This window comes from Alkalimonas delamerensis, assembly GCF_030717955.1.
In the GTDB taxonomy this organism is placed as follows: Bacteria; Pseudomonadota; Gammaproteobacteria; order Enterobacterales; family Alteromonadaceae; genus Alkalimonas; species Alkalimonas delamerensis.
The window spans coordinates 456076-475393 of the sequence record NZ_JAUZVY010000002.1 but is presented as its reverse complement, the minus strand read 5'-3'; the positions used below and the strand labels follow the sequence as shown (position 1 = coordinate 475393).

14 protein-coding genes are annotated in these 19318 nt (G+C 52.6%); 6 read left to right on the top strand and 8 right to left on the bottom strand.

The window, feature by feature from the left end; genetic code table 11:
• Positions 1 to 27 precede the first annotated feature (27 nt).
• From ubiG to yfaE, 4 genes are all read left to right on the top strand, one after another.
• Positions 28 to 753 (top strand): bifunctional 2-polyprenyl-6-hydroxyphenol methylase/3-demethylubiquinol 3-O-methyltransferase UbiG, encoded by a 726-nt coding sequence (ubiG, locus tag Q3O59_RS06540; RefSeq protein WP_369812359.1) that lies wholly within the window; start codon positions 28 to 30, stop codon positions 751 to 753.
• A gap of 323 nt (positions 754 to 1076) precedes the next feature.
• Positions 1077 to 3356 (top strand): class 1a ribonucleoside-diphosphate reductase subunit alpha, encoded by a 2280-nt coding sequence (gene nrdA, locus Q3O59_RS06535; RefSeq protein WP_305944807.1) that lies wholly within the window; start codon positions 1077 to 1079, stop codon positions 3354 to 3356.
• A 59-nt stretch (positions 3357 to 3415) separates the two neighbouring features.
• Positions 3416 to 4546 (top strand): class Ia ribonucleoside-diphosphate reductase subunit beta, encoded by a 1131-nt coding sequence (nrdB, locus tag Q3O59_RS06530; RefSeq protein ID WP_305944806.1) that lies wholly within the window; start codon positions 3416 to 3418, stop codon positions 4544 to 4546.
• A gap of 11 nt (positions 4547 to 4557) precedes the next feature.
• On the top strand, positions 4558 to 4812 hold the full coding sequence (gene yfaE / locus Q3O59_RS06525; RefSeq protein ID WP_305944805.1) for a class I ribonucleotide reductase maintenance protein YfaE: 255 nt from the start codon (positions 4558 to 4560) through the stop codon (positions 4810 to 4812).
• 7 nt (positions 4813 to 4819) lie between these two features.
• On the opposite strand, the gene Q3O59_RS06520 is transcribed toward yfaE, so the two are convergent.
• The 5 genes from Q3O59_RS06520 to Q3O59_RS06500 all read right to left on the bottom strand — a co-directional run bounded on the left by Q3O59_RS06520 (position 4820) and on the right by Q3O59_RS06500 (position 9642).
• Positions 4820 to 5404 (bottom strand): YceI family protein, encoded by a 585-nt coding sequence (locus tag Q3O59_RS06520; protein WP_305944804.1) that lies wholly within the window; start codon positions 5402 to 5404, stop codon positions 4820 to 4822.
• A 135-nt stretch (positions 5405 to 5539) separates the two neighbouring features.
• Complete coding sequence (locus Q3O59_RS06515; protein ID WP_305944803.1) at positions 5540 to 7318, bottom strand: bifunctional metallophosphatase/5'-nucleotidase; 1779 nt, start codon at positions 7316 to 7318, stop codon at positions 5540 to 5542.
• A gap of 60 nt (positions 7319 to 7378) precedes the next feature.
• The gene (gene trhO, locus Q3O59_RS06510) at positions 7379 to 8296 is read right to left on the bottom strand and encodes an oxygen-dependent tRNA uridine(34) hydroxylase TrhO (RefSeq protein ID WP_305944802.1); all 918 of its coding nucleotides are present in this window, start codon (positions 8294 to 8296) and stop codon (positions 7379 to 7381) included.
• A gap of 95 nt (positions 8297 to 8391) precedes the next feature.
• Entirely contained in the window at positions 8392 to 8916 is a 525-nt protein-coding gene (locus tag Q3O59_RS06505; RefSeq protein WP_305944801.1) for a YaeQ family protein, read from the bottom strand.
• An 84-nt stretch (positions 8917 to 9000) separates the two neighbouring features.
• Positions 9001 to 9642, bottom strand: a complete 642-nt coding sequence (locus Q3O59_RS06500; protein WP_305944800.1) for a LysE family translocator — start codon at positions 9640 to 9642, stop codon at positions 9001 to 9003.
• A 189-nt stretch (positions 9643 to 9831) separates the two neighbouring features.
• Here Q3O59_RS06500 and Q3O59_RS06495 point away from each other — a divergent pair, with 189 nt between their 5' ends.
• Positions 9832 to 12339: a TonB-dependent receptor gene (locus Q3O59_RS06495; protein WP_305944799.1), complete on the top strand. Its 2508-nt coding sequence runs from the start codon at positions 9832 to 9834 to the stop codon at positions 12337 to 12339.
• A gap of 43 nt (positions 12340 to 12382) precedes the next feature.
• On the opposite strand, the gene Q3O59_RS06490 is transcribed toward Q3O59_RS06495, so the two are convergent.
• Positions 12383 to 12946 (bottom strand): GNAT family N-acetyltransferase, encoded by a 564-nt coding sequence (locus tag Q3O59_RS06490; RefSeq protein WP_305944798.1) that lies wholly within the window; start codon positions 12944 to 12946, stop codon positions 12383 to 12385.
• A gap of 205 nt (positions 12947 to 13151) precedes the next feature.
• On the opposite strand from Q3O59_RS06490, the gene Q3O59_RS06485 reads away from it, so the two are divergent.
• Positions 13152 to 15716 carry a TonB-dependent receptor plug domain-containing protein gene (locus Q3O59_RS06485; protein WP_305944797.1) on the top strand — a complete coding sequence of 855 codons (2565 nt, stop codon included), beginning with the start codon at positions 13152 to 13154 and terminating at the stop codon, positions 15714 to 15716.
• Positions 15717 to 15777: 61 nt separating this feature from the next.
• Here Q3O59_RS06485 and Q3O59_RS06480 read toward each other — a convergent pair whose 3' ends face one another.
• Both Q3O59_RS06480 and ydiJ read right to left on the bottom strand, forming a co-directional pair.
• Complete coding sequence (locus tag Q3O59_RS06480; RefSeq protein ID WP_305944796.1) at positions 15778 to 16149, bottom strand: hypothetical protein; 372 nt, start codon at positions 16147 to 16149, stop codon at positions 15778 to 15780.
• Positions 16150 to 16233: 84 nt separating this feature from the next.
• On the bottom strand, positions 16234 to 19272 hold the full coding sequence (gene ydiJ, locus Q3O59_RS06475) for a D-2-hydroxyglutarate dehydrogenase YdiJ (RefSeq protein ID WP_305944795.1): 3039 nt from the start codon (positions 19270 to 19272) through the stop codon (positions 16234 to 16236).
• Between the last annotated feature and the right edge of the window lie 46 nt (positions 19273 to 19318).

Sequence of the window (19318 nt, the reverse complement as noted above, 5' to 3'; positions counted from 1 at the left end):
AGCGAAAACTTCTAGGAGACCTGCCTGATGGCCGACAGCCCCACCCAGCACAGCAATGTTGATGCTGCTGAAATCGCTAAATTCAATGAAATCGCCACACGCTGGTGGGATCCGGATGGTGAATTTAAACCGCTGCATTTACTGAACCCGACCCGGCTTGGCTACATCAGCGATCAAGTGGGTGGTTTGTTCGGTAAGCAAGTCATTGATGTTGGCTGTGGTGGCGGTATCCTGGCGGAAAGCATGGCCCGGGTAGGTGCTGAGGTAACCGGCATTGATATGGCCGATGAAGCTCTGATGGTCGCCAGGCTGCACGCGCTGGAAGCGGGCCTGAAGGTTGATTACCAACAAAGCACAGCCGAAGACTTTGCCGCGCGCGCGCCAGGCCAATACGAACTGGTCACCTGCATGGAAATGCTGGAGCATGTACCCGAACCTGCTTCGGTCGTCCAGGCCTGTGCCAATTTGGTAGCGCCCGGCGGCACCGTGGTGTTTTCAACCATCAGCAAAAGCTGGAAAGCCTATGCCATGGCGATTGTCGGTGCCGAATATCTGTTGCAACTGGTGCCCAAAGGAACGCACGATTACAGCAAATTTATCCGCCCCTCGCAGCTGATGCGTTTTGCCGAGCAGGCTGGTCTTACCATTACCGCTGCCACTGGTCTGCATTTCAATCCGTTGACACATCACTTTAAGCTTGGGCCGGGCCTGGACGTCAACTACTTTGTGGTGGCAAAAAAACCATCAATCTGATGCTTATTTAACTGGTCAGACAGGCGAATAAGAATAGTTTTTTTCGCGTAAAAATAACTTGCATTTGGGCGAAGCCAGTCAGGCGTTGGCTTCGCTGCCTTCAATCGAAATACTGTAGCAAACCCCGTACCAAAACTGTGGTTTTTTCTGACTTGCAAAACCGGCAAATCCACACTATCTTGTGATCCAGTTAGCCGCCACCCCTATATATTGTGTATTGAAGCAGCAGTTCGGGGTGAAAAAACAACCGGGCTCAATCGTCTTTGCGAGAGCAATCAAAGCGGCAGCACCTTTAAACGGACGCAAAAAGTGGGTATTTCAGCATGACAACATTGTATGTGACGAAGCGGGATGGCAGTCGGGAGCCATTGGATCTGGATAAAATTCATCGGGTCATCACCTGGGCCGCTGAAGGATTGCAAAGTGTGTCGGTTTCACAAGTGGAGCTAAAGTCGCACATCCAGTTTTACGATGGCATCAAAACCGAGGATATCCACGAAACCATCATCAAGGCCGCAGCCGATCTGATTTCCAAAAGCACACCGGATTACCAGTACCTTGCTGCCCGTCTGGCCGTCTTTCACTTGCGTAAAAAAGCCTATGGTCGCTTTGAGCCGCCAGCCTTGTATGATCACATTGTGCGGATGGTTGAAAGCAGCCGTTACGATCAGCACCTGCTGCAGGACTACAGCAAAGCCGAAATTGAACAACTGGACAGCTTTATTGACCACAGCCGCGATTTAAATTTCAGCTATGCAGCGGTCAAACAGCTGGAAGGCAAATACCTGGTACAAAACCGGGTCACAGGCCAGATCTTTGAAAGTGCTCAGTTTCTGTACATGCTGGTCGCTGCTTGTTTGTTTGCCAATTACCCGAAAGACACCCGGCTGGGCTATGTCCGCCGTTTTTACGATGCCATTTCGTTGTTTAAACTGTCGTTGCCTACCCCGATTATGGCCGGTGTTCGCACCCCAACCCGCCAATTCAGTTCTTGCGTACTGATTGAGTGTGGTGACAGCCTGGACTCTATCAATGCTACGGCCAGTGCTATTGTGAAATACGTCAGCCAGCGTGCCGGTATCGGCATCAATGCCGGCCGTATTCGTGCACTCGGCAGCCCTATTCGTCATGGTGAAGCTTTCCATACCGGCTGTATTCCGTTTTACAAGCACTTCCAGACCGCGGTGAAAAGCTGCTCGCAAGGCGGCGTGCGCGGTGGTGCCGCAACCTTGTTCTACCCACTCTGGCATTTGGAAGTTGAATCCTTGCTGGTGCTGAAAAACAACCGTGGTGTCGAAGAGAACCGCGTGCGTCATCTGGATTACGGCGTGCAGTTCAACCGGCTGATGTACCAGCGTCTGATCAAAGACGGCTTCATTACCCTGTTCAGCCCATCGGATGTCCCAGGACTGTACGATGCGTTTTTTGAAGATCAGGAGAAGTTTGAACAGCTGTATGTGCAATACGAAGCCGATGACAGCATTCGTAAAAAGCGCATCAAAGCGGTCGAGTTGTTTACCCTCTTTATGCAGGAGCGCGCCAGTACCGGCCGTATTTACCTGCAGAATGTTGATCACTGCAACACCCACAGCCCCTTTGATCCGAAAGTAGCTCCGGTGCGTCAAAGCAACCTCTGCCTTGAGATTGCACTGCCCACCAAGCCGCTGCGCGATGTCAACGATGAAGAAGGTGAGATTGCGCTTTGTACCTTGTCGGCTTTCAACCTGGGTGCCCTGGACAACCTGGACGAGCTTGAAGAGCTGTCGGATTTGATCGTCCGAGCACTGGACAGCCTGCTGGATTACCAGGACTACCCTATCCCTGCAGCTCGCAATGCCACCATGGGACGTCGTACCTTGGGCGTTGGCGTGATCAACTACGCCTACTACCTGGCCAAAAATGGCGTGAAGTATTCGGATGGTTCGGCCAATGGTTTGACGCACCGCACCTTCGAAGCCATTCAGTACTACTTGCTGAAAGCCTCCATGCAACTGGCCAAAGAATTCGGTCCTTGCCCTAAGTTTAACGAGACCACCTACGCCCAAGGCATTATGCCAACCGACAGCTACAAAAAAGAACTCGATGCCGTCTGCAGCGAGCCGCTGCAACTGGATTGGGATCGTCTGCGTCAGGATGTGATGGCGTTCGGTTTGCGCAACTCTACTTTGTCGGCTCTGATGCCATCGGAGACGTCGTCGCAGATCTCCAATGCCACCAACGGCATTGAGCCACCACGCGGCCATGTCAGTGTCAAAGCCAGTAAAGATGGCATTCTAAAGCAGGTCGTACCCGAGTACGAGCGTTTAAAAGATCAGTACGAACTGCTGTGGGATATGCCTGGCAACGATGGCTACCTGTCGCTGGTCGGCATTATGCAGAAGTTTGTCGATCAGACCATTTCGGCCAATACCAATTACGATCCGAACCGCTTTGACGGCGGCCGGGTGCCGATGAAACTCTTGCTTAAAGATTTGCTGACGGCATACAAGCTCGGCGTCAAAACCCTGTATTACCACAACACCCGTGATGGAGCAGCCGATGCACAGGAAGACATTCCTGAAGCAGAAGACGATGGCTGCGCTGGCGGTGCCTGCAAAATTTAAGCTGCATGGCGGGCCTGATTGGCCCGCCTTTTTGATGGATTGAGGAAGAGAACCACGCCATGGCGTACACCACTTTTAATCGTGAGATTAACGATCAAATGAAAGAGCCGATGTTTTTCGGCAACCCTGTCAATGTCTCCCGTTACGATCAACAAAAATACCCGATTTTCGAAAAGCTGATCGAAAAACAACTGTCTTTTTTCTGGCGTCCGGAAGAAGTGGATGTCAGCAAAGACCGCATTGATTTTCAAAATTTGCCTGAGCACGAAAAACACATCTTTTTAAGCAACCTGAAATACCAAACCTTGCTGGATTCGGTGCAGGGGCGCTCGCCCAATGTCGCCTTGCTGCCGCTGGTGTCCTTGCCGGAGCTGGAAACCTGGATTGAAACCTGGGCCTTCAGTGAAACCATCCACAGCCGCAGCTACACCCACATCGTCCGCAACATCAGCGCCGAGCCGCACAAGGTGTTTGATGACATCATGCTCAATCAAAACATCATGGAGCGGGCTGAAGATGTAACGCGTTACTACGATGATTTGATTGATTCGTTTAATTTGTACAACCTGTGTGGCTCTGGCAGCCATACTGTCAATGGTCAGAGCAAAGCTGTCAGTCTGCGTGATTTAAAGAAGAAGCTTTACCTCTGCCTGATGTCGGTCAATGTGCTGGAAGCCATCCGCTTCTACGTCAGCTTCGCCTGCAGCTTTGCTTTTGCCGAGCGTGAGCTGATGGAAGGCAATGCCAAAATCATCAAGCTGATCGCCCGCGATGAAGCCTTGCACCTGACAGGTACCCAGCACATGCTGAACATCATTGCCGCCGGTGAAGACGATGCGGAAATGGGTGAGATTGCCAAAGAATGCGAACAAGACGCCATCGCTATTTTCCATAAAGCCGCCGAGCAGGAAAAAGCCTGGGCCGCCTATTTGTTCAAAGATGGCTCGATGATAGGGCTGAACAAAGACATCCTGTGTCAGTACGTTGAGTACATCACCAACATTCGGATGCATGCGATTGGATTGAAACCCATTTACCCGACCAATCAAAACCCCATTCCCTGGATCAACGCCTGGTTGGTATCGGACAACGTGCAGGTTGCGCCGCAGGAAGCTGAAATCAGCTCTTATCTGGTGGGACAGATTGACAACCAGGTCGACAGCAGTGACTTCGGTGATTTTGATCTGTGATTTAATGCCGCATGGCTAAAGTGCAGGTAAACGCTGAGCAAAGCCTGGAGTTTAGCAACCAGCCCAATCTGCTGATTGCGCTGGAGCAGGCCAGGTTCAGCGTGCACTATCAATGCCGCGAAGGCTATTGTGGCGCCTGTCGCTGCCACCTACGCTCCGGCCAAGTGCGTTATCTGCAAGAGCCCCTGGCCTTTGTCCGGCCAGGGGAGTTCTTGCCCTGTTGCAGCGTTCCGGTTGGAGATATTGCCATCGAGCTGCCGGGGTAACAGCCGTTTACTGACGGATCCCTTCCACAGTCAAGTCTAGATACACATGAGTCGCCGCTGGGCCAAGGTCATAATTAATCCCAAAGTCCCGCAATGCAAATTTAGTGGTCCCGGAAAAACCAGCCCGATGGCCGCCCCAGGGATCTGTGCCCTCGCCCATTTTTTCAGCATCAATCACCAGCGCCCTGGTGATGCCATTTAATGTCAGCTCACCATGCACAGCAAGGCGTCCATCGTCGGTTGCTTTAATTTGTGTGCTGCGAAAATGCGCTTCTGGATGGGCTGCTACATTCAAGAAATCCGCACTGCGCAGATGCTGATCACGCTCCTGATGGTTGCTGTCAATGCTGCTGGTATCAATGGTCAAGCCGATATGGGCAGTGGATAAATCCGCAGCATCGTAATGAAAGCTGCCAGTGAACTGATTAAAGCGGCCGTAAAGCCAGCTAAAACCAAGATGATTCACTCTAAACTGAATAAAGGCATGAGCACCTTCCGTATCAATATGATAATCAGCAGCCTGAGCGACACGAGGTGAAAAGCTCATTGCAGAGCCTAGCAGGATAACTGAAGCAACTAATGCAGCTTTCATCGAAATACTCCGTAATTTAAAAGACAGCATCAGTCTAGCCTACGGAAAAATAGACAAATAGTGCAAAATTAGAGGGTTTTCTTTCGATTTAGTCGCATCATCAGCCAGATCAATGACCGATGATGCGCACGGTTTTTATGGAAGTTTAATGCCTTGGGTGCTGTGCAAACTGGAGTCAGGACGCGATAACACCCCCTGCTCACGGGCAAAATCAATAAAAGCCTGAGCGTAATTAATGTAGGTGTCCTGATACCTATCCGCCGCCATCACCCGGCCAAAGGTTGCCCAGCCATCCTGACCGGAGGCAATAAAGCTGTTGGTCACGACCAGATACGATGTCTCGGGTTGCAACGGCTGCCACCGCCCTTCCCGCTTCACTTCAATAGCGCTTACCCGCTGATTTTTTGGCTTGGTCAGATCGACATCAAACCGAATGCCGGCGCCATGGGGGTAACCGCCGGTGGATGCACCCGGTGTGATCGAGTAATCAATGGCATCTTCCAGCACCTGCTTAATCTCATGTCCAAACATCTGCAAGTGGATCAAGGTATTGGAGAAAGGCAGCAGCTGATAGACCTGCGCAATGCTCAGTGGGCCGGCTGGCAGGTCGGTGCGGACACCACCGGCATTTTGCAAGGCAATATCGGCCTGGCGGCTTTGCTGCAAAAATGCCTGACTCACCACGAAATGCAAGTCGGACTGGTTGGCCGTGCCGCAGCTCTCTTCACGTGGCTCGCCGGGATCCATCCGGCACAAACGCTCTGGCAGGTAGGCAATGTGTTGTGCGGCCAGCTCATCAATACGGGTACTATAAAACTCCAGCAAAGATTGCAAAGCCGGATCCGGCTCAACCAGACTCAGGACCTCAGAGTCAGCAACAAATGCCAGCACCTCTTGCCGCTGCTTATCACTGAGTGGCTGTCCATCGCGGTTGAAATTATCGCCAATCAATAAATGCGGCCGGCCTTCACACCGTTTTACCCGATCCCCTTCAAAGTGTACGATAAGCTCCCCAACCACTTGTGAGTAATCTTTGCCCTGCACGATGCAGACAGGAGCACCGTCCAAATTGGTCACCACCGTCGGGTAGTCGCCGTCGGCGGTCAGGCCAATCGGCGCAAAGTCGCCCAATAGGCTGTGCGAATCGCCGCCGACGATCACATCGACTGCCGGTAATCGCTGCGCCAGCAGAATGTCGTTCAGGTAACCGTAGTGGGTCAACAGCACAAACTTGCCAATGCCTTGCTGCTGCAATTTTTCAATGTAATCACGGGCTGTTTCAAGCTCGTCTAAAAATGCGGTGGTTGGCAAAGGCTGGGACGATTGGCGGGTTTTCTGGGCGATGGTCAGGCCGATAATGGCGACCTGATGGCCGGCCACCTCCTGAATCACGAAGGGCTGAAACAGTTCCCAGTCATGGTTTGGAGCCAGAGGTGTGCCAACTTTGGGGCGAATGTTGGCCGATAGGATCGGGGTTTGACACTGCTCATCGTGCAGACTCTGAATAAAATGCGCCAGATGGGCATCGCCATCATCAAACTCATGATTGCCCAAGGTAAAAGCATCAAAGCAAACTTCGCGCATAAAGTGGGCATCGGCATCGCCCTGAAACAAGCTGTAGTAAAGATCGCCGGTAATGGCATCACCGGCATGCAAGCGGAGCAGCTCTGGATGGCGTTGTTGCAGCTGTTGCAATTTGCTGGCAACACGTGGAAAGCCACCGACCTCCACTTCCGTTGTCTGCCCTGCCAGCCGCAGTGATAACTGCTGCTTGGGCGCGAGGTTGGAGTGATGATCATTGATGTGGGCAATAACCAGGGTTAAATCCTCCGCTTGCTGAGGCTCTGTCGGCAATTGGGTGCATCCGGCCAGCGGCAACAACAAGCAAAGATAAAGCAAACGAGAAGGTAGCATAGCCTATCCAATAAAAAGGCCAGCATCAGGCTGGCCGTGTGACACTATGATGACAGTAAATTATGGCTCAATTTTACCGTCACGAATATGTTTTTCACCGCGAGCTTTGGCCAATTGCACTTGTTTTTGTCGCTCAGCAAAGGCCGCTTTTTGCTCCGGGCTGGTTTTATCGTGGCAATGCGGGCAACTTAAGCCTTTGATGTAATGCTCAGACTGCATGTCTTGCTGCGACAACGGCATCCGACAAGCATAGCACTGGTCATAACTGCCCTGCTCCAGGCCGTGCTTCACCGCGACCCGCTGGTCAAAGACAAAACACTCGCCTTGCCACAGACTCTGCTCGGCAGGGACCTCTTCCAGGTATTTTAAAATACCACCATCCAGATGGTAGACCTCATCAAACCCCTGCTCTTTCAAATAAGCCGTCGACTTTTCACAGCGGATGCCACCGGTACAAAACATCGCCACTTTTTTATGCCTGGCTGGATTCAGATTGTTGGCAGCCCACTCTGGAAACTCCCGAAACGAGGTGGTATTTGGATTGACGGCATTTTGAAAGGTGCCAATAGCCACTTCGTAATCGTTGCGGGTGTCTATCACTATGGTATCCGGATCGCTGATTAATCGGTTCCAATCCTCACCTTTGACGTAGGTGCCGACGATGTGTTGCGGGTCGACATCCGGTACCCCCATGGTGACAATTTCTTTTTTCAGCTTGACCTTGGTGCGGTAAAAGGCAGGCTCTTCGGCAAAGGATTCCTTGTAGCTTAACCCATCAAAACGACCTTCTGCGGTAAGCCAGGCTTGCACCGCGTCAATACCGGCTCTGGAGCCACATATGGTGCCATTAATGCCTTCTTCGGCCAGCAACAAAGTGCCTTTCACCTGGTTTTCTACCAGCAGTTGATACAGCTTATCGCGCAGCTGTTGATAATCGGGTAAACGGACAAATTTATACAGGGCAGCAACAACGTACATAATCAACCTTCTGTGCTTGGCTGGATCGCAAATCCAGTGCAACTAACTGAGGGCGGCGATTATAGCGCTTTTTCCCCGACAGGCAAAGGCAGGCTTTAATGCGCGTGCTGACAATGAACAGACAACTCCAGGTGCTGGTCGCCATCGGTCAGCAGAATGCTGTCTTCCTCCCGCCAGACACTGAGTTCCATGTGAGGTTTGAACATGTCGCACAGTTGCAACAATTGTTCAGGCTGCACCACACAGCAGGATGCTTTGCGCTGATAGTGACCTTGTTGAAATTGCTGCTGTTCCTCCGGGCTTAAAAACAGCAGCACCTGCTCCGACAGATGGCAAGCACGGCGCAGGTATTTCTCTTCCAATAAGTCCACGCTGGCCCAAAGTTGAAAGTGTTGTTGCTCGTCCTGTACATAAAGATCAGGATCTTTGCCACGCCGGTGCTGAGGTGCCATCTCAGCGTTTTGTTCATAAAGGCTCAGCCAGGCCAATACCCTGCGGGCAAAATGCTCAGCGGGCTCTTCCGGGTAAGGCGACAAATAGTGGCGTTGCTGCGCAAAATGATGATGCTCTGCGCAGCTGTAATTCAAATCCAGTTTGATGACTTTGGCATTCATCAACATGGGGTTTGCTCCTTAACGCCTTTACCTCTGTATCGGCTACTAGGGTTTAGACTCTAGTGCCCACTATTATGGATTTAGCAACAGCTATAGATTCAACAACAGCTGCCAAATCAGATGCAAAGCCAGTGCCAACAGTAGCAGGCCCATGGCGCGATCAAACCAGTAGCCTTTCAGCAATAAAAAACCGCGCACCCGAGACTGGGTTAACAAAAAAGATAGCAAACAAAACCACAAGGTGGTAGCCACCGCCATGTAACCACCATAAAACAGCTTGATGCCAAGTGAGGTTTCCGACGAAATCACTACCGCAAAGAGTGACAGAAAAAACAGGGTTGCTTTGGGATTCAGGCCATTGGTGATAAAGCCGGTTACTAAGGCTTTTCGCCTGGGTAACGACGGCTCGACCTGTTCTTTGGCCATGGCTTCAGCCGGAGACACCGGCTGAGAGCGCAGCGCCTGAATACCCAAATAGCTCAAATAAAGTGCGGCCAACACGCTAAAACTCAGGTAAAGCCAAGGCGTGGTTTGAATCAACAAACCAATACCGACCAGAGAATAGGTGACATGCAACAGAATCCCCAAGCCAATGCCACAACTGGCGGCCAGCGCCGCTTCTTTGCCAAAACGAACAGCGTAACGCAGCACGATGGCAAAGTCCGGCCCCGGGCTGGCTACCGCCATCAGATGCACCGTGGCAATCAGTAAAAATTCCGACCAAAAGCTCATAACCAGACCCTAAACAAAGTGAGCCGGCATTGTAGCTGTTGGCATTTGTTCAGACAAACCCTTGCTACTTTATCGAATAAATCAGTGCATTCAGCGGTTTTACCAAGGGACGCTAGCAGTTCTTCTTGCAGCAGCCCATAGAAACTGTAAAATGTTATAACATCACAAGAGCAACTTAAGGGAAAACCAATGCGCCAAGCGAGATCCTTTTTTAAACCTTCAGCCCTCGCCCTGATGATTGCCTGCAGCTTTTCAGCGCAAGCGTCTGCTGGCCAAGCCATTACAGGTGTTGTTAAAAACGCTCAAGGCGAGCCAGTTCGTAACGCCCGCATTCATGTGCATGGCCGCCAGCAGTACATTTTTACCGATGCGCAAGGCCAGTTCCGTTTATCAGCACCAGCCAATGCCGAGCTGCACATCACAGCACCAGGCTTTGACGGTCAGTACATTCAAATCGCCGACCCTGCCAGTCCTCTGGCCATCACCATGCAACCTGGCGGCCAAATTGAACGCATCATTGTCTCGGCTTCAGGCATCCATAAATACAACCTGGATATGGCTACACCGGTGTCGGTTTTGACTGGCGAGCAATTGTCGCGCCGCACAGAGCCGACCATTGGCGAAACTCTGAAAAAACAACCTGGCGTGCATGCCAACTACTTTGGCCCTGTCGCTTCAAGCCCGGTGATCCGCGGCCTGGATGGCCCGCGCGTGCGCATTTTGAACAATGGTCTGGATACCGGCGATGTGTCACGTACTGGGCCTGACCACGCCATCATGGCCGATGCGCTGACCACTGAGCAAATCGAAGTCTTGCGTGGCCCGGCCACCTTGCTGTACGGCAGCGGCGCCATCGGCGGTGTGGTCAATGTGGTGGACAACCGGATCCCTCGGCAACTGCGCCCGGAAGCCGATACGGTGGTAGAAACCCGTTTTAACTCTGTGTCCGACGAAAAAGCCATTGCCGTCAATCACGATGGCAGCCGCAACCAAGTCGCCTGGCATCTGGATGGGCTGCATCGTCACGCCGATGATTACAAGGTACCGCATTTTACCAACAGCGATGGCGAGCACAGCGATCACATCGACAACAGCTGGGTAGAAACCACCAGCCTGAATGCCGGTGTCAGCTACATTGGCAGCCGAGGTTTACTGGGCTTTCATGCCGGTCGCACCGAGTCGGAGTATGGCATTCCCGGGCACGACCATGCACATGGCCATGATGGTCATGATGACCACGACGATCATGGTCACGACCACGGCCATGATCACGGTCACAGCAGTGATCACGGCCATCATGATGACGACGTTTTTGCCAAAGCCCGGCAGAATCGCTTTAATCTGGCTGGTGAAATCTACGATCCGCTGGCAGGTATTGAAACCATTGCCCTAAACCTTGGCTACACCGATTACGAGCACAGCGAAATTGAAGATGGTCATGTTGCGACCTTTTTCAGTAGCAAAACTCTGGAATCCCGGTTAACCGTCGAACATGAACCTCTTGCTGGCTGGCATGGGATCTTTGGCTATCACTTGCTGCGCAATGATTACAAAGCATCCGGCGAAGAAGCCTTTACTCCCAATACCGAAACCACCAGCCATGCTCTCTTTGTGCTGGAAGAAAAACGCTTTGGAGACTTGACCCTGCAGCTGGGTGGCCGCCTGGAGCGGGTGAAATACCACGCCGATGGCATTGAGTTTGGTCATCAGGACCATGATCACAGCCACAGCCATTCTCATGGTCATGACCACGACGATCACGAGCATGTAGAGGCCAGCTTTACCGCGTCCAGCTTATCGGCCGGTGTGGTATGGGAGTTCCAACCGGGCTTCTCCTGGGCTTTTGCTGCCAGCCGCTCTGAACGCGCCCCGGGTGCATCTGAGCTGTATGCCAACGGCGCGCACCTGGCAACCGGAACCTACGAGCTCGGCTTGGCGTATGTTTTTGATCATCACGATGGCGACATTGAGCCCAACCGGGATCGCTTTTACAAAGAAGTGGCCAATAACTTTGATCTGACCTTCCGCAAATTCGATGGCAATCTCAGTTTTACCTACAACTTCTTTTACAACAGAGTGAACAACTACATCTATCTGACAGATACCGGTCTGAGCATGGACGATCTGGGTGGTCATGGCCATGACCATGGCCACTCGCATGATCACGGTCACTCTCACGACCATGGCCATGATCATGGACACTCGCATGATCATGGTCATTCGCACGACCATGGGCATCATGATAGCTTCCCGGTACTGCAATACCGGCAGGATAATGCCATCCTGTATGGTTTTGAGTTTGAAATGGGTTATTACCTGGATCAGGCGCAGTCGCTGCACTTATTTGCCGATCAGGTCCGGGCCAAAGTCCGCGGTGGCGACGACCTACCCCGTATTCCACCGATGAAACTGGGTGCCGAGTACCGTTATCAAGCGCAAAACTGGAGTGGTGAAATTGGCCTAACCCGTTATGCCAAACAAAACCGGGTCAGCTCGCTGGAAAGCCGTACTTCAGGCTACACCATGCTGGATGCCACCCTGAGCTACTTCTTCGATGTCAATGACGTTGAGATGACGGCCTTTATCCGGGGCACCAACCTGACCAATCGGCTTGGTTTTGTCCACAGCTCCTTTATCAAAGACGATGCGCCTTTACCAGGCCGTGCTATTACTCTGGGCTTGCGTGCCCGCTTCTGATAGCATTTGAGCATCCGCCAACGGCCTCCTTTGTGAGGCCGTTTTATTGTTCGAAGGTCAATACCATTTCTGCCGCAGTGCAGTGGCACGCCTCGCCGCAGACCGGGCAATCGTAGCCCGCGCTTTGGCGCGATAACGCCAGCCACTTATCCGGATGCACGGCCAACAGCTTGCCGCCAGCACGGCTGAAGTACCGCACCGCACTGTTGCCTGGGCTTTGCATCCACAAGTGCGCCAACCCCGCCAATGCGCCTTGTCGTTTCAACACCTCAATGGAGGCGCGCAACATACGGCTGCCAATGCCCTGCCCCTGATACGCCGGATCTACCGCCACCGACTTAAAGTACGCCATTTGCTCCGCTGGTACCGGCCAGAGTTTGGTACTGCACCAGTGATCGGGCTGCCAGTTGCCGGGGGCAAAGCTAAGCCGGTAACCCACTAAGGTTGCATCCTGATAGACCACAAAGTTTGCATTCAAGCCCGAAGCAAGCCCAAGCTTTGCCATTTCTGACAAGCCATCGGCACTGAGGTAGCCAGCCCCATGCACGCTGTTTGCCAGGGCCAACAAAGCCGCCGCATCCTCGCTCTGGTAAGGCTTTAGCTGCATTCATTCATCCTTTTCATTGTTCATCAAAACCAATAGTAGCAGATCTGAATAAACAACCGATGTCTATACCCATAACAGGAAAACTCGACCAAATGCCATTATTACGGGATAGACAAGTTAATTTAAATCACCTATGTTAACTACGGGAATAACAATAACAAGCCCACATCACAACAATGAATCAATGAAACCAGGAAGAACAACTATGAAAACAAAAAACTACAGTCGTTTGTCGACTTGCATTCGTTGCGCCCTAGCCGGCGTGACCACCCTGGCCCTGAGCAGTCCGGTCTGGGCCGATGCCGATGACAGTGCGGAGGCAGCACAACAAGAGCGGGTTGAGCGCATTGCCGTAGTCGGTAGCCGTTCAGCCCCCCGCTCAGTGGCTGACTCGCCAGTACCTGTGGATATTATCGGTGGCGACGAGCTGATGAAAACCGGCAGCACCGACATGCTGAATATGATGACAACCACAGTACCATCGATGAATGTTCACTCCCACCCGATCAGCGATGCCGCTACCTTGATTCGCCCAATGAACCTGCGAGGCTTGTCTTCCGACAGTACTCTTATCTTAGTGAATGGCAAACGTCGCCACCGCTCGGCGGTGATTACCATGCTGGGCGGCGGTTTGAATGATGGTGCTCAGGGCCCTGATATTTCGGCTATTCCTGGCTCTGCTATTAAACAAATTGAAATTCTGCGGGACGGCGCTGCGGCCCAATACGGCTCGGATGCCATTGCCGGTGTGGTTAACTTTGTACTCAATGACCGGGACGAAGGTGGCTACATTGAAGTGCGCCGCGGCGAATTCTATCAGGGCGATGGCACCTCCAATGAAGTCAGTGCCAATATCGGTATGCCGCTAACGGATGCTGGTTTTTTTAATGTCAGCGCCCAGTACAAATCGTCCGACCCAACCAGCCGCAGTGTGCAGCGTGGCGATGCATTGCAACACATTGCCGATGGCAACCCCAATATCCTGGAACCAGCAGTGCAAATCTGGGGCTCGCCAAAAATCAGTGATGACATTGCCATCTTTGCCAATGCAGGCCTGGACTTAGGCAATGGCCATGAAGCTTACTTATTTGGTAATTACTCGGATCGGGATGTGCTCGGTGGCTTTTACTACCGTGATCCCTATACCCGCGGTGGTGTTTTCTCCAACGATGGTGGCGAAACCCTGATTGTTGCCAATACCAATCCAGCTTTGGGCACTTGCCCGACGGTCTCTTTGGATGATACAAGCTTTACCGCAGTCAACAGTCAGGTGCAAAACTTACCTGCGCACTGTTTTACCTTCTTTTCCATGTTCCCCGGTGGCTTTACCCCCAACTTTGGTGGCAGCATCACCGACACTTCTCTGGTTGGCGGCACCAAAGGAGAATTTTTATCCGGCTTCTTAGCCGGTACCATGTACGACTTCAGTGCCACTGTTGGCCGCAGCGAGTCCAGCTTTAGCATCGTCAATACCGTCAATGCTTCCTTAGGCCCGGATACACCAACAGAATTTGAGCCTGGCCGTTACATCCAGTTGGAAAAGCACTTTAATGCCGATTTTTACCGCTTTGTCCCGGTCGGTCTGTATGAAGATTTAGCCGTTGCCGGGGGTTTGCAATGGTCGCAGGAAAGTTTTGAAATTGTGGCCGGTGATGTCGCCTCCTGGGAAATTGGTCCCTACATTAATGATGGTTTAAGCATTGGCTCCAATGGTTTCCCAGGCTTTAAGCCAGACGATGCCGGTGTCTATACCCGGAATCACTGGGCAGCCTATGTGGATGTTGAAGCCGAGTTTACCGAGCATTTCCTGGCTGGTTTCGCGCTGCGGCATGAAAACTACGCAACCTTTGGCACCACCACCAATTACAAGTTGACCGGTCAATACCGTCTGACCGATGATTTGGCCATTCGCGGCTCAACCAGCACCGGCTTTAGAGCCCCTACAGTGGGTCAAGCCAATATCAGTAATGTCCGGACTGCCGTTGCCGAAGGCGAGCTGGTGGATATCGCGCTGTTATCCCCGACCAATCCGGTGTCGCAACTCTTTGGTGCCAGTGAACTGACTCCAGAAACTTCAACCAGTTATGCTTTCGGTGTGGTTTACTCCGGTTTTGACTTTTTCATGACCGCAGATATGTACCGCATTGATGTGGATGACCGAATCAGTCAGTCTGCTGAAATCCCCATTACCGAGGCTGAAAAAGAGCAGCTACGCGCTTCGGGCATTCGTGGGGTCGATTCTTTGTCGTTAATTTCGTTCTATACCAACGACTTCTCTACCCGCACTACAGGTCTGGATGTGGTGATGAACTACGGTGCCAACTTACTGAATGGCCGCTCAACCTTTAGCCTGGCCTACAACTGGAATAAAACCGAAGTCACCAAGTTTTCCGATATTACCGGAGCTTTCAAGGTGTCACGCTTGGAAAAAGACTTGCCACGTCATCGTGCAACCCTGGGCTGGAATCAGCAATGGAACGATGTGTCGATGTTTGTACGTGGTAACTACTTTGGCAGCTTCCAGGGCGTTCATGCTGACTCTGATGGCCTGAACGTGGATGCTTCAGCAAAAGTGACCTTCGATGTTGAGGTCAATTACGCGATCAACGATGCATTTTCAGTTGCAGTCGGTGCGCAGAATGTCTTTGACACCAAACCCGAGCGTTTGCCTGCAGACATGCAACGCATTCTGGGTGCAAAGTACTTTGAGACCTCGCCTATGGGGATTAATGGGGGTTACTGGTATGTCCGGGGCCGTTACAGCTTCTAAGCTGAGTCCTGTTTGAAAAAAAGCCTCCACCTGGAGGCTTTTGTTATTCACAACTTGGGTATCAGACTTCAATATTGATGGTGGTACCGACGCGCTCACCCAATAAGTTCAGGTTACCGGTAGGCTCAGCCTCTTCTTGCTCGGGCTGCTCTGAAGCACGAATGATGCCACTAAATTGCTGTTCCAGCCGTTCCAGCAACTCGGTTGGTGGCAAGCTGGACCGGGCCAGTTCAGCGCGGTTTTGCGCCTGACCAGACTCCAGCTCCAACTCACGGGCGGTTTGCGCCATATCCCGCGCTTCTTTACGCTTTTCATCGGCTTGTGTTTTCAGCTGCTCGGCTTCGCGCTCAGCTTGTTCGGCAACCCGCAGTGCCATTTGCTGTTTCAGCTCTGCAAAAGCTGCAGAAGTCACCGAATTGGTTGCGCTGATCATCTGGCCCCCTCACCGGCCTGAGACTGCCCGGTACATACTCTATTACTGTTTTAGTATAGGTGAAAATACCATGATGTTCAAAATTCAACCAATCGCTTGCAACAGCTGCTGCAGCGGATGTTTCGGCTTAGAGCCGGCCAGTCGCTTGACCTGGCTACGACACGAAAAGCCAGTGACCAACACCTGATCAACGCCAAACTGCTGCAACGGCGCTTGCCAGCTCATGGCAAACAAAGCTTTGCTGTTTTCCAGGTTTTGCTGTTCGTGACCATAAGTTCCCGCCATGCCGCAGCAGCCAACAGAGACAGGCTTTAATTCCAAACCGGCTTGGCTAAAAATCTGCTGCCAGCTCTGCTCGGTCTTGGGCAGTGCCGTTTTCTCGGTGCAATGCGCCAACAAGGCAAAGCTGCCCTGCTGTTTTGCCGTTGGAATAGGTTGCTGAGCCAACCACTCATGGAACAAATCGACCTGGTAGTTGCCACGCTTGTCGCCAAGCAACTTTCGGTACTCATCGCGGTACACCAGCACCAGCGAGGCATCCAGCCCCAGCATGGGCACTTCAAATTGATGCAGCTGGTTCAAAAAGTCGGACGCTTTGCTGGCTGTTTTGACAAAATCGCGTAAAAAACCTTTCACATGCTGGGGTTTGCCATTGGGCAAAAATGGCAGCAGCATCGGGGTTTTGCCCAACTTTTCCAGCAGACTCAGTGCATCTTCCACCAATTCGGCTTCGTAGAAGCTGGTAAATGGATCCTGCACCAACAGCACCATGCGGGAACGCTCATCAGCGTTTGCTTGCTGCAAACGGTTCAGGTCAAAGGTATATCGCTGCTGCAAGCGGTTGGCAAGGCTGGGCTCAGACAACAGCGGCGTATCGACATAACCGACGGTGGCGGCTAATGAGCGCTGTACCCAATTGCGACGTAAAAACCAATTGACCAGCGCTGGTGCTTTCGCCAGCCAGGGCGCCGTCCGCTCGATGTTGGCCACAATGTAGTCTTTAGCCGGTCGCAGGTAGCGGCCATGGTACAACTGCAAAAAGCGGGCACGAAACGAAGGCACATCGACATTGATAGGACACTGGCTGGCGCAGGCTTTGCACGCCAGGCAGCCATCCATCGCCTCTTTCACCTCGTGCGAAAAGTCGGCTTCCCCCTGCCTCGCGGCCCAGCTGTTCTTGAGTCGCTGCCAAAAGTTGACACCAGCCGCCCCGTGCTGCAAACGTTGCTCCGTGGCCAGGATATCCACCCCCTGCACTTCGGCCAACCGCAACCATTCGCGCATCAGCCCGGCCCGTCCTTTCGGGCTGTGGCGGCGATCCTTAGTGACCTTGCTGGACGGGCACATCGGCGAGTTGGCATCAAAATTAAAGCACAAGCCATTGCCATTGCAGTTAAGGCTGCTGTCAAAGCTTTCCTTCACCGCCACCGGAATTTGCCGGTCAAACCAGGCCCGTTTCGGGCCATCGACACTGACCAGGCTGTCGGCACTTTGCAGTGGCGTGCAAATTTTACCGGGATTGACTCTGTTGTAAGGATCAAAGGCCCCTTTTATCTTGCGCAGTTCATTAAACAGCGTCTCGCCGAAAAATTCCGGCCCGTATTCACTGCGGTAGCCTTTGCCATGCTCACCCCACATCAAACCGCCGTATTTGGCGGTTAGGGCCACCACCTGATCGGAGATGCTGCGCATGAGTTTTTCCTGCTCAGGATCGCACAGGTCTAAAGCCGGCCGTACATGCAAAACACCGGCATCAACATGACCAAACATGCCATAATGCAGGCCCTGTGCATCGAGCAGCCGGCGAAATTCCAGTATAAAGTCGGCCAGTTTTTCAGGCGGAACCGCCGTATCCTCGGCAAAGGCAATCGGCTTCTGGCTGCCTGGCGTATTGCCAAGCAAACCGACCGCTTTTTTGCGCATGGCGTAAATATGGCCAATGGCCGTGGTGTCGTAGGTCAGCTGATAGCCGATAATTCCGTGCTCGCCGTTGGCCATGGCAGCATCCAGCCGCTCGGTCAAGGCGGCAATTTTCTGCTCTATATCGGCCTGATCTTCGCTGTTGTACTCCACCATATTGAGCCCCTGCATGGTTTTGCCAGGGACATCGGTGATGAGCTCTTCTACCTGCTGCCAGATAATGTCGTTGCGTGCCAGATCCAGCACCTTACTGTCGACCGTTTCGACCGAGGTCGCTTGCGCTGCCACCAAAAATGGGGCATTGCGCAGCGCGCTTTCAAAGCTGTCGTACTTGATGTTCAGCAGGCATTTGTGGCGCGCTATCGGCGTAATCGACAGTTTGGCTTCGGTAACAAAGCCCAAAGAGCCTTCAGAGCCGGTAATAATGCGTGACAAATCAAACTCGGTCAGATCGTCATTGAACACATGCTCCAGATCGTAGCCGGTTAAAAAGCGGTTTAAACGGGGAAAGGTTTGCAAAATCTGCGGCCGAAAATCGCGGCAGCTGGTCAGCACCTGACGATAGATCTGGCCAATGGTCCCCCCCTGACTGGCCTTTTTCTCGGCTTCCACCACCGGCTCCTTGCTGGTTTTCAGCACCGAGCCGTCCATCAAGACGGTGGTCAGAGCCAGGGTGTGATCGCTGGTTTTACCGTAGACCAAGGAGCCCTGACCGGAGGCATCGGTGTTGATCATGCCGCCAATGGTGGCCCGGTTCGATGTGGATAAGTCTGGTGCAAAAAAGAAGCCGTATGGCTTCAGAAAGGCATTAAGCTGATCTTTAATGACACCACTTTGCACCCGCACCCAACGCTCTTCAACATTGATTTCCAAAATAGCGCGCAAATGGCGGGACAAATCAACCACCAGATGCTCGGTCAGGGATTGGCCATTGGTGCCGGTGCCACCACCGCGCGGGCTGAACTTTAAATGACGAAAGCTGGAGGTTTGCGCCAGGCTGGTCAACAGCACCACATCCTCGCTGTGCTTTGGCAGCAACACCGCCTGAGGCAAGCTTTGATAGACGCTGTTATCGGTGGCAACCGCCAGCCGACTGCCATAGCTGGTTTCGATATCGCCGGCAAAGCCAGCGGTGCGCAAGGCCTGACAAAAAGCGCGGACACTGGGATCCAGTGCGGCTTCAGGAGCAAAATTTGGGATCATAATGCAAGCGTTATCAGTTCGGATGGTGACCCGCAGTATACCATCA

Bases quoted from the DNA above. Each gene is read 5' to 3' on its own strand.
- Q3O59_RS06485 (WP_305944797.1), top strand. From the start codon at position 13,152: ATGAAAACAAAAAACTACAGTCGTTTGTCGACTTGCATTCGTTGCGCC.
- yfaE (WP_305944805.1), top strand. From the start codon at position 4,558: ATGGCTAAAGTGCAGGTAAACGCTGAGCAAAGCCTGGAGTTTAGCAAC.
- nrdB (WP_305944806.1), top strand. From the start codon at position 3,416: ATGGCGTACACCACTTTTAATCGTGAGATTAACGATCAAATGAAAGAG.
- Q3O59_RS06480 (WP_305944796.1), bottom strand. From the start codon at position 16,149: ATGATCAGCGCAACCAATTCGGTGACTTCTGCAGCTTTTGCAGAGCTG.
- Q3O59_RS06505 (WP_305944801.1), bottom strand. From the start codon at position 8,916: ATGTTGATGAATGCCAAAGTCATCAAACTGGATTTGAATTACAGCTGC.
- ydiJ (WP_305944795.1), bottom strand. From the start codon at position 19,272: ATGATCCCAAATTTTGCTCCTGAAGCCGCACTGGATCCCAGTGTCCGC.
- Q3O59_RS06515 (WP_305944803.1), bottom strand. From the start codon at position 7,318: ATGCTACCTTCTCGTTTGCTTTATCTTTGCTTGTTGTTGCCGCTGGCC.
- ubiG (WP_369812359.1), top strand. From the start codon at position 28: ATGGCCGACAGCCCCACCCAGCACAGCAATGTTGATGCTGCTGAAATC.
- nrdA (WP_305944807.1), top strand. From the start codon at position 1,077: ATGACAACATTGTATGTGACGAAGCGGGATGGCAGTCGGGAGCCATTG.
- Q3O59_RS06500 (WP_305944800.1), bottom strand. From the start codon at position 9,642: ATGAGCTTTTGGTCGGAATTTTTACTGATTGCCACGGTGCATCTGATG.
- Q3O59_RS06520 (WP_305944804.1), bottom strand. From the start codon at position 5,404: ATGAAAGCTGCATTAGTTGCTTCAGTTATCCTGCTAGGCTCTGCAATG.
- Q3O59_RS06490 (WP_305944798.1), bottom strand. From the start codon at position 12,946: ATGCAGCTAAAGCCTTACCAGAGCGAGGATGCGGCGGCTTTGTTGGCC.
- trhO (WP_305944802.1), bottom strand. From the start codon at position 8,296: ATGTACGTTGTTGCTGCCCTGTATAAATTTGTCCGTTTACCCGATTAT.
- Q3O59_RS06495 (WP_305944799.1), top strand. From the start codon at position 9,832: ATGCGCCAAGCGAGATCCTTTTTTAAACCTTCAGCCCTCGCCCTGATG.